Genomic DNA, 6,605 nt, shown 5'->3' with positions numbered 1-6,605 from the left:
CAACCTCGGCCTGACCTGCGACCCGATCGGCGGCCTGGTGCAGATCCCCTGCATCGAGCGCAATGCGATGGGCTCGGTGAAGGCGATCAACGCCAGCCGCATGGCCCTGCGCGGCGACGGCCAGCACAAGGTCAGCCTGGACAAGGTGATCCGCACGATGCGCCAGACCGGCCGCGACATGCAGGACAAGTACAAGGAAACCAGCCGCGGCGGGCTGGCGGTGAACGTCATCGAGTGTTGAGGTCGCGCCGTACCCGGGGCGATGGATCCGCGTCCGGCAAGACCGTTCCCCGTCCGGCCACCTGATCGCCCGCCCCTGTCCGGCGCGCCGTCCGCAGCCAGCTCACGCATCCCCCGAACCGCCCGCCCCGGCCAAGCCCGCGACGGTCAGGCCCGGAGTCGGGAGACCGGCAGGCCGTGCCCGCGGCCACCCCATCCGTGCGCGAAGTCACGACAAGACGCCGGCGACAGCGTCCGGTCCATCCGTCAGCGCCGCACAGGCCATGCGACAGACACGCCCGCGCCGCGCGCGCCACCGTTGTCATCGTTGTCATGAGACATTGTGATTCGACCTGCATATCGGCCAGAAAGGCTTTGACAACGATGGTCGGCGCTCGTCATGTAGGCCTGCTCCGACAGGATCGTTGGCAGCATCGACACCGTCGGACGCAGCGCTTGCGCAACGCTGCCGCCCGCCCCTGGCGGTCGGCACCTTCCGGCCCCACTGGACCGCGTCCACCTGGCACCAGCAACGCATGCAGACCGGAGGGTCTCCGGGCATCGCCCGCCACTGTCACCGTCACGGAAGAAGGAGTCAGACCATGCACCGCAGAACCGCCCTTGCCACGCTGCTGCTTGCGGCCGCCTGTGCGCCCGCGCTGTCCGCGCAGGCGCAGACCGCCAGCTGTGCCGCCGTGCCCGCCTGGAACACATCGACCGTCTACAACCCCGGCGACCGGCTGGTCTACCAGAACCGCCTGTACCAGGCCAACATTCCCATCTGGAACGCGCCGCCGACGCATTGCCCTTCCTGCGGCTGGTACACCGATCTCGGCGCCTGCGGCACCGGCGGCGAGAACCAGTTGCCCAGCGTCTCGCTGACCGCCCCGGCGAACGGCGCCAACTTCAACGCCGGGACGCCGGTCGCCATCAGCGCCAACGCCAGCGATGCCGACGGCAGCGTGCAGCGCGTCGAGTTCTTCGCCGGATCGGTGTCGCTCGGCGTCGACGCCAGCGCTCCCTACGGCGCGACCTGGAACAACCCGCCCGTCGGCACGCACGCGCTGACTGCGGTGGCCACCGACGACGACAACGCCACGCGCCGCTCCACCGCCGTGACCATCACCGTACGCCACAATGCCGACGTCACCCCGCCCGGCGTGCCGACCGGCCTGAATGCCGTCGCCCGCGCCCCGCGCAGCATCCAGCTCGCGTGGACCGCCTCCACCGACAGCCCGGGCGGCAGCGGCCTCGCCGGCTACGACGTCTATCGCAACGGCAGCCTGGTGGGCTCGCCGACCAGCAACGGCTTCACCGACACCGCGCTGGTGCCGGGAACCCAGTACCGCTATCGCGTGCGTGCCCGCGACGCGGCCGGCAACGCGTCCGCGCAGGGCGCCGAACTGGCCGTCAGCACCACCGCCGACGACGGCACCGGTAGCGGCCGCAACGTGATCGGCTATTTCGCGCAATGGGGCATCTACGGCCGCGGCTACCTGGTGAAGAACATCCAGAGCAGCGGCTCGGCGTCCAGGCTCACCCACATCAACTACGCCTTCGGCAACGTCCGCAACAACCGCTGCGAAGTGGGGGTCACGCAACCTGCCGATCCGAACACCGGCGCCGGCGGCGACGCGTTCGCCGACTACACCAAGGCCTTCCAGGCGGGCGAGAGCGTCAGCGGCGCGGCGGATACCTGGGACCAGCCGCTGCGCGGCAACTGGAACCAGCTCAAGCAGCTCAAGGCGCGCAACCCCGGCCTCAAGGTGCTGATCTCGCTGGGCGGATGGACCTGGTCGCGCGGTTTCTCCGACGCGGCCCGGCCTGAGAACCGCCAGGCCTTCGTCGCCTCCTGCATCGACGCCTACATCCGCGGCAACCTGCCGGTGGTCGAAGGTGCCGGCGGTCCGGCCGCGGCGGCCGGCGTGTTCGACGGCATCGACATCGACTGGGAATATCCCGTCGCCTGCGGCCTGGCGTGCGGGCGACCCGAGGACAATGCGAACTTCACCGCCCTGCTCGCCGAGTTCCGGCGCCAGCTCGACCTCGTGCGGCCGGGCCTGCTGTTGACCGTCGCCGTTGGCGCCGGCATCGACAAGGTGCGCGTCACCGATCCCGGCCAGTACCACCAGTACCTGGACTACATCAACGTGATGACCTACGACTTCCACGGCGCGTGGGATTCGCGGACCAACCATCACAGCGCGCTGTTCGCCTCGCCGGCCGATCCGTCGACGGGCGATACCGCGTTCTACAACAGCGATGATGCGATCCAGGCGTTCCTCGACCGCGGCGTGCCTGCCGCCAAGCTGCACCTGGGCATCGGCTTCTACGGGCGCGGCTGGACCGGCGTGGCGGGCGCCAACAACGGCCTGTACCAGAGCGGTTCGGCTGCCCAGGGCACCTATGAAGCCGGCATCGAGGACTTCAAGGTGATCAGGACCCGGCCCGGCACGATCCACACCGATCCGGTCGCAGGCGCCAGCTGGAAGTACGACGGCAGCACGTTCTGGAGCTACGACACGCCGCAGATGGTCGGCGAGAAGATGCAGTACGTGAAGGCGCGCGGCCTGGGCGGCGCGTTCTTCTGGGAGTTCAGTGGCGACGACGCCAACGGCACGCTGGTCAACGCGATCCACGACGGCCTGCGCTGACGCCAGCCCACGCCGCGATGCGCGACACGACGACGGCCGCCCTGTGCGGCCGTCGTTCTTCATCGGTGGGTGCCAGCCCGCCCGCGCCAGCTCCTGGATCCGCGCTGCCGGATCGATCCGGTCAGCCGGCGCCTGCGGCGCGCGAGATCCGCAGCACGTCGTCCAGCAACGCCGCTGCCGTCACCTTCGCGCCTGCGCCAGGCCCCTGGATCACCAGCGGCTGATCACTGTAGCGGTCGCTGAAGATCGCGGCGCGGTTGTCGGTGCCGTTGCCGCTGGCCAGCGGGTGCGACAGCGGCAGTGCGCGCAGGCCCACGCTCGCGCCGCGCTCGGCGTCGAAACGGCCGACGAAGCACAGCCGCGCATCGTTGCGGTAGGCGTTGAGGAAGCGCTCGCGCAGCGGCGCGTCGAGTGCGGACAGCTGCGCATCGACGGCATCGGCCGGCGCATCGCGCAACGCGTCGGGGACCAGCGACGAGACCCGGATCTCGCGCGCTTCCAGCGGCAGGCCGGCGGCACGCGCGAGGATCAGCAGCTTGCGGCGCACATCCTCGCCCGACAGGTCCTGGCGCGGATCGGGTTCGGCATAGCCGGCGTCACGCGCCTCGCGCACCAGGTCGGAAAACGGCCGGGTGTCGTCGTAGCGCGACAGCAGCCAGGCCAGCGACCCCGACAGCACGCCCTCCACGGCGTGGATGCGGTCGCCGCCGGCGACCAGTTCGCGCAGCAGGCGCAGCAACGGCAGGCCAGCGCCGACCGTGGCCGAATCGCCGTAGCGCGCGCCTTCCCGCTGCGCATCGACGATCGCCTGCGCGCGCGCCAGGTCGCCGCCATTGCCCAGCTTGTTGGCGGTGACGACATGGATCCCGCGCAGCAGCCACTCGGGGTGCCAGCCGGCGACGGTGTCGCTGGCAGTGGCATCGATCACGATGTCGCCACGCGACAGCGACTCGCCTTCGGCCCAGGGCGGCACCGCGCCCGTGCCGCGCGGCGCGGTGCGCGCCTGGGCGATGGCGGCGTCCAACGACTCGCCGGCGGGCAGCTGCACGCGCGAGTTGCTCAGCCATGCGAATTGGGGAAGCGTCACGCCCCGCTCGACCAGCTGGCGATAGCGCGCGACCACCGCGCTGCCCACCACGCCCGTGCCCAGCAGCGCGACACGACCGATACGCGTCGGCGCCGAAGGCCGGATCGGCGTCACCGAGCTCATGCGTCCACCCGCTGCAGGCCGGCGGCGCGATCGGCGGACGCCGCGGCCAGCGCGCGCTCGAGCGCCGCGGCCAGGTCGGCCTGCAGGTCATCGCCGGCCTCGATGCCGACCGACAGCCGCAGCAGTCCGTCGGGAATCCCGGCCGCCGCGCGCGCCTCGGCGGTCATCGCCGCATGGGTCATCGAGGCCGGGTGCGCCACCAGGCTTTCCACGCCGCCCAGCGATTCGGCCAGGGTGAAATGGCGCAGGCCGTCGACAAAGGCGCGCACCGCCTCGACGCCGCCTTCGAGCTCCAGCGACAGCATCGCGCCGAAGCCGCTCTGCTGGCGCGAGGCCAGCGCATGCCCCGGATGCGAGGACAGGCCGGGGTAGTGCACTCTGGCCACCGCCGGGTGCGCTTCCAGCTGCAGCGCGATCGCCTGCGCGTTCTCCTGGTGCACGCGCAGGCGCGCATCCAGCGTGCGCAGGCCGCGCAACGTCATGAAGCTGTCGAACGGCGATCCGGTGATGCCCAGCGCATTCGCCCACCAGGCGAACTGCTCATGCAGCTCGCGCGTCTTCGCCACGACCGCGCCGCCGACCACGTCGCTGTGGCCGTTGATGTACTTGGTGGTCGAATGCAGCACCACGTCGGCACCGAACGCGATCGGCGTCTGCAGCGCCGGCGAGAGGAAGGTGTTGTCGACCACGGCCAACGCGCCGGCGCGATGCGCGGCCTCGATCACGAAGCGCAGGTCGGTGACGCGCAGCAAGGGGTTGGACGGCGTCTCGATCAGCACCAGCTTCGGCGACTGCGCCAGCGCCGTGGCCAGCGAGCGCGGGTCGGTGAGGTCGGCCGTGATCAGCTCGAAATGGCCCTTCTTCGCCAGCGCGTTGAACAGGCGCCAGCTGCCGCCGTAGGCATCGTGCGGCACCACCAGCTTCTCGCCGGGCGACAGCAGGGCGTTGAGCACCAGGGTGATCGCGCCCATGCCGGTGGCGGTGACCACGCCGCCGGCACCGCCCTCCAGTTCGGCCAGCGCCTCGCCCAGCAGGTCCCGCGTGGGATTGCCGCTGCGGGTGTAGTCGTACTCGCGTTTGTTGCCGAAGCCGTCGAAGCTGAAGTTGCTCGACAGCACGATCGGCGGCGTGACCGCGCCGTACGCGGTATCGCGGTCGATGCCCGCGCGCACCGCACTGGTGGCGGGACGACAGGCCCCGTGGCTGGCAACGGACGTGGAACTGGCGGTCATGCGGGTTCTCCAGGGTTGCGCAGCGCGCCGGCGAGGATGCCGTCGATGCGGTCGGTTTCTTTCAGGAAGGCGTCGTGGCCGTAGGGCGAGCGCAGCACGCGCAGCTGGCCCGGCGTGCCGAGGGATTCGACCAGGGCCACCGAATCGGACAGCGGCACCAGGCGGTCGCCTTCGACCGCGACCACCAGGGTTGGCACCCGGACCTGCGCCGGGTCGATGCGGTGCAGGTCGATCGACTCGGACAGGCGCAGCCAGGCGTTGACCGACGTACGCGCGACGAAGCGCGCACCGGCCGCGTCCAGATAGTCCTCGGCGGCGACGCGTACGCGCCCGTTGACGACTTCCGGCGGAGCGTCGAAGCGCTCTTCGAATTCTTCGGGCGTCCGGTAGCTGAGCATCGCGAACTGGCGCGCCAGCGACAGGCCCTGGACATCGGCGCACTGCAGCTGGCCGAGTGCCACCGCCTTGCGCTGCAGCGCGCGCCAGGCCGCGGCGTAGGGATGCGCGCGATGCGCGCCGCTCACGGCGACCAGGGTGGCCGCACGCGCCGGATGGCGGATCGCGAACTGCAGCCCCACCAGGGCGCCGTAGGAATAGCCCACGAAACCGCGCAAGGCCTCGATGCCCAGCGCATCGAGCAGCACGGCCACGGCGTCGGCCTGGTCGGCAGTGTCGAGCGGCGCATCGATGCGGCCATCGGCGCCGAGGTAGTCGAACCCCAGGATGCGCAGGCGCGCGGGGTCCAGGGTGCGGCCGGGGCCCACCAGGTCGTTGGCCCAGCCGGCTTCGGGGAATTGCGCATTGGCCGCGATGTGGCGATGGGCGGAGATGCCACCGGCCACCAGCACCACCGGTGCGTCTTCGGGGCCGACGATCTCCCAGGCGATCCGGACCGGGCGCGGCCCCGCGTGGCGCAGCGGAATCGCCACCTCCAGCACGCCGCGCCGCGCGCCCGACGGATCGGCGACGGGCGCGCGCGCATCCGCCGACGCCGCGGCAGGCGGCGGACAGGGGCTGGCGGTGGCGTGGACAAGACCCATGGCGCAATCCGTTGGAGAGGACGCCAACGAGGCTTGCGGGGATCGGAAGACTGCCGGCAAGGCCGGCCAGATGCGCATCCACCACGAGCGGTGCTGCACAACCATCTTCCGGTAGACACTCAGGTCCCCGCAGGACTTGGCACCGCGACAGAGCCGACCTTGCGGTCGCCTCCATCAGGTTGCCCCGGCGTCTTCGGGCCTGTCCCTCAGCCGGTCTCGATGGATGGGGGCAGATTGCCAGCGCCCCGGG

At 71.2% G+C, this 6,605-nt stretch carries 5 protein-coding genes and 1 riboswitch; of the genes, 2 read left to right on the top strand and 3 right to left on the bottom strand.

Going from position 1 to position 6,605, the window contains the following annotated elements:
* Together ACQYVW_RS12610 and ACQYVW_RS12605 are read left to right on the top strand one after the other, a co-directional pair.
* A partial coding sequence (locus ACQYVW_RS12610) for an L-serine ammonia-lyase, iron-sulfur-dependent, subunit alpha (RefSeq protein WP_434946877.1) occupies positions 1-241 on the top strand: 241 nt, incomplete at its 5' end.
* A 580-nt stretch (positions 242-821) separates the two neighbouring features.
* On the top strand, positions 822-2,873 hold the full coding sequence (locus ACQYVW_RS12605) for a glycosyl hydrolase family 18 protein (RefSeq protein WP_434947205.1): 2,052 nt from the start codon (positions 822-824) through the stop codon (positions 2,871-2,873).
* A gap of 121 nt (positions 2,874-2,994) precedes the next feature.
* Here ACQYVW_RS12605 and ACQYVW_RS12600 read toward each other — a convergent pair whose 3' ends face one another.
* The 3 genes from ACQYVW_RS12600 to metX are packed head-to-tail and all read right to left on the bottom strand — an operon-like array spanning position 2,995 to position 6,355.
* Positions 2,995-4,083 (bottom strand): homoserine dehydrogenase family protein, encoded by a 1,089-nt coding sequence (locus ACQYVW_RS12600; protein ID WP_434932764.1) that lies wholly within the window; start codon positions 4,081-4,083, stop codon positions 2,995-2,997.
* On the bottom strand, positions 4,080-5,315 hold the full coding sequence (locus ACQYVW_RS12595; RefSeq protein WP_434947204.1) for an O-succinylhomoserine (thiol)-lyase: 1,236 nt from the start codon (positions 5,313-5,315) through the stop codon (positions 4,080-4,082). The genes ACQYVW_RS12600 and ACQYVW_RS12595 overlap by 4 nt, the downstream gene beginning before the upstream one ends.
* Positions 5,312-6,355: a homoserine O-succinyltransferase MetX gene (metX, locus tag ACQYVW_RS12590; protein ID WP_434947203.1), complete on the bottom strand. Its 1,044-nt coding sequence runs from the start codon at positions 6,353-6,355 to the stop codon at positions 5,312-5,314. The genes ACQYVW_RS12595 and metX overlap by 4 nt, the downstream gene beginning before the upstream one ends.
* 98 nt (positions 6,356-6,453) lie before the next feature.
* Positions 6,454-6,581, bottom strand: a riboswitch (SAM riboswitch).
* Positions 6,582-6,605 lie beyond the last annotated feature (24 nt).

This window comes from Luteimonas campi (genome assembly GCF_051162505.1).
GTDB lineage: Bacteria > Pseudomonadota > Gammaproteobacteria > Xanthomonadales > Xanthomonadaceae > Luteimonas.
Note: the sequence above shows the minus strand (reverse complement) of the source record. Positions and strands in the feature narration are given on the sequence as shown.

Excerpts from the sequence above, each read along its gene's own strand:
- ACQYVW_RS12605 (WP_434947205.1), top strand. The coding sequence starts at position 822 with ATGCACCGCAGAACCGCCCTTGCCACGCTGCTGCTTGCGGCCGCCTGT.
- ACQYVW_RS12600 (WP_434932764.1), bottom strand. The coding sequence starts at position 4,083 with ATGAGCTCGGTGACGCCGATCCGGCCTTCGGCGCCGACGCGTATCGGT.
- ACQYVW_RS12595 (WP_434947204.1), bottom strand. The coding sequence starts at position 5,315 with ATGACCGCCAGTTCCACGTCCGTTGCCAGCCACGGGGCCTGTCGTCCC.
- metX (WP_434947203.1), bottom strand. The coding sequence starts at position 6,355 with ATGGGTCTTGTCCACGCCACCGCCAGCCCCTGTCCGCCGCCTGCCGCG.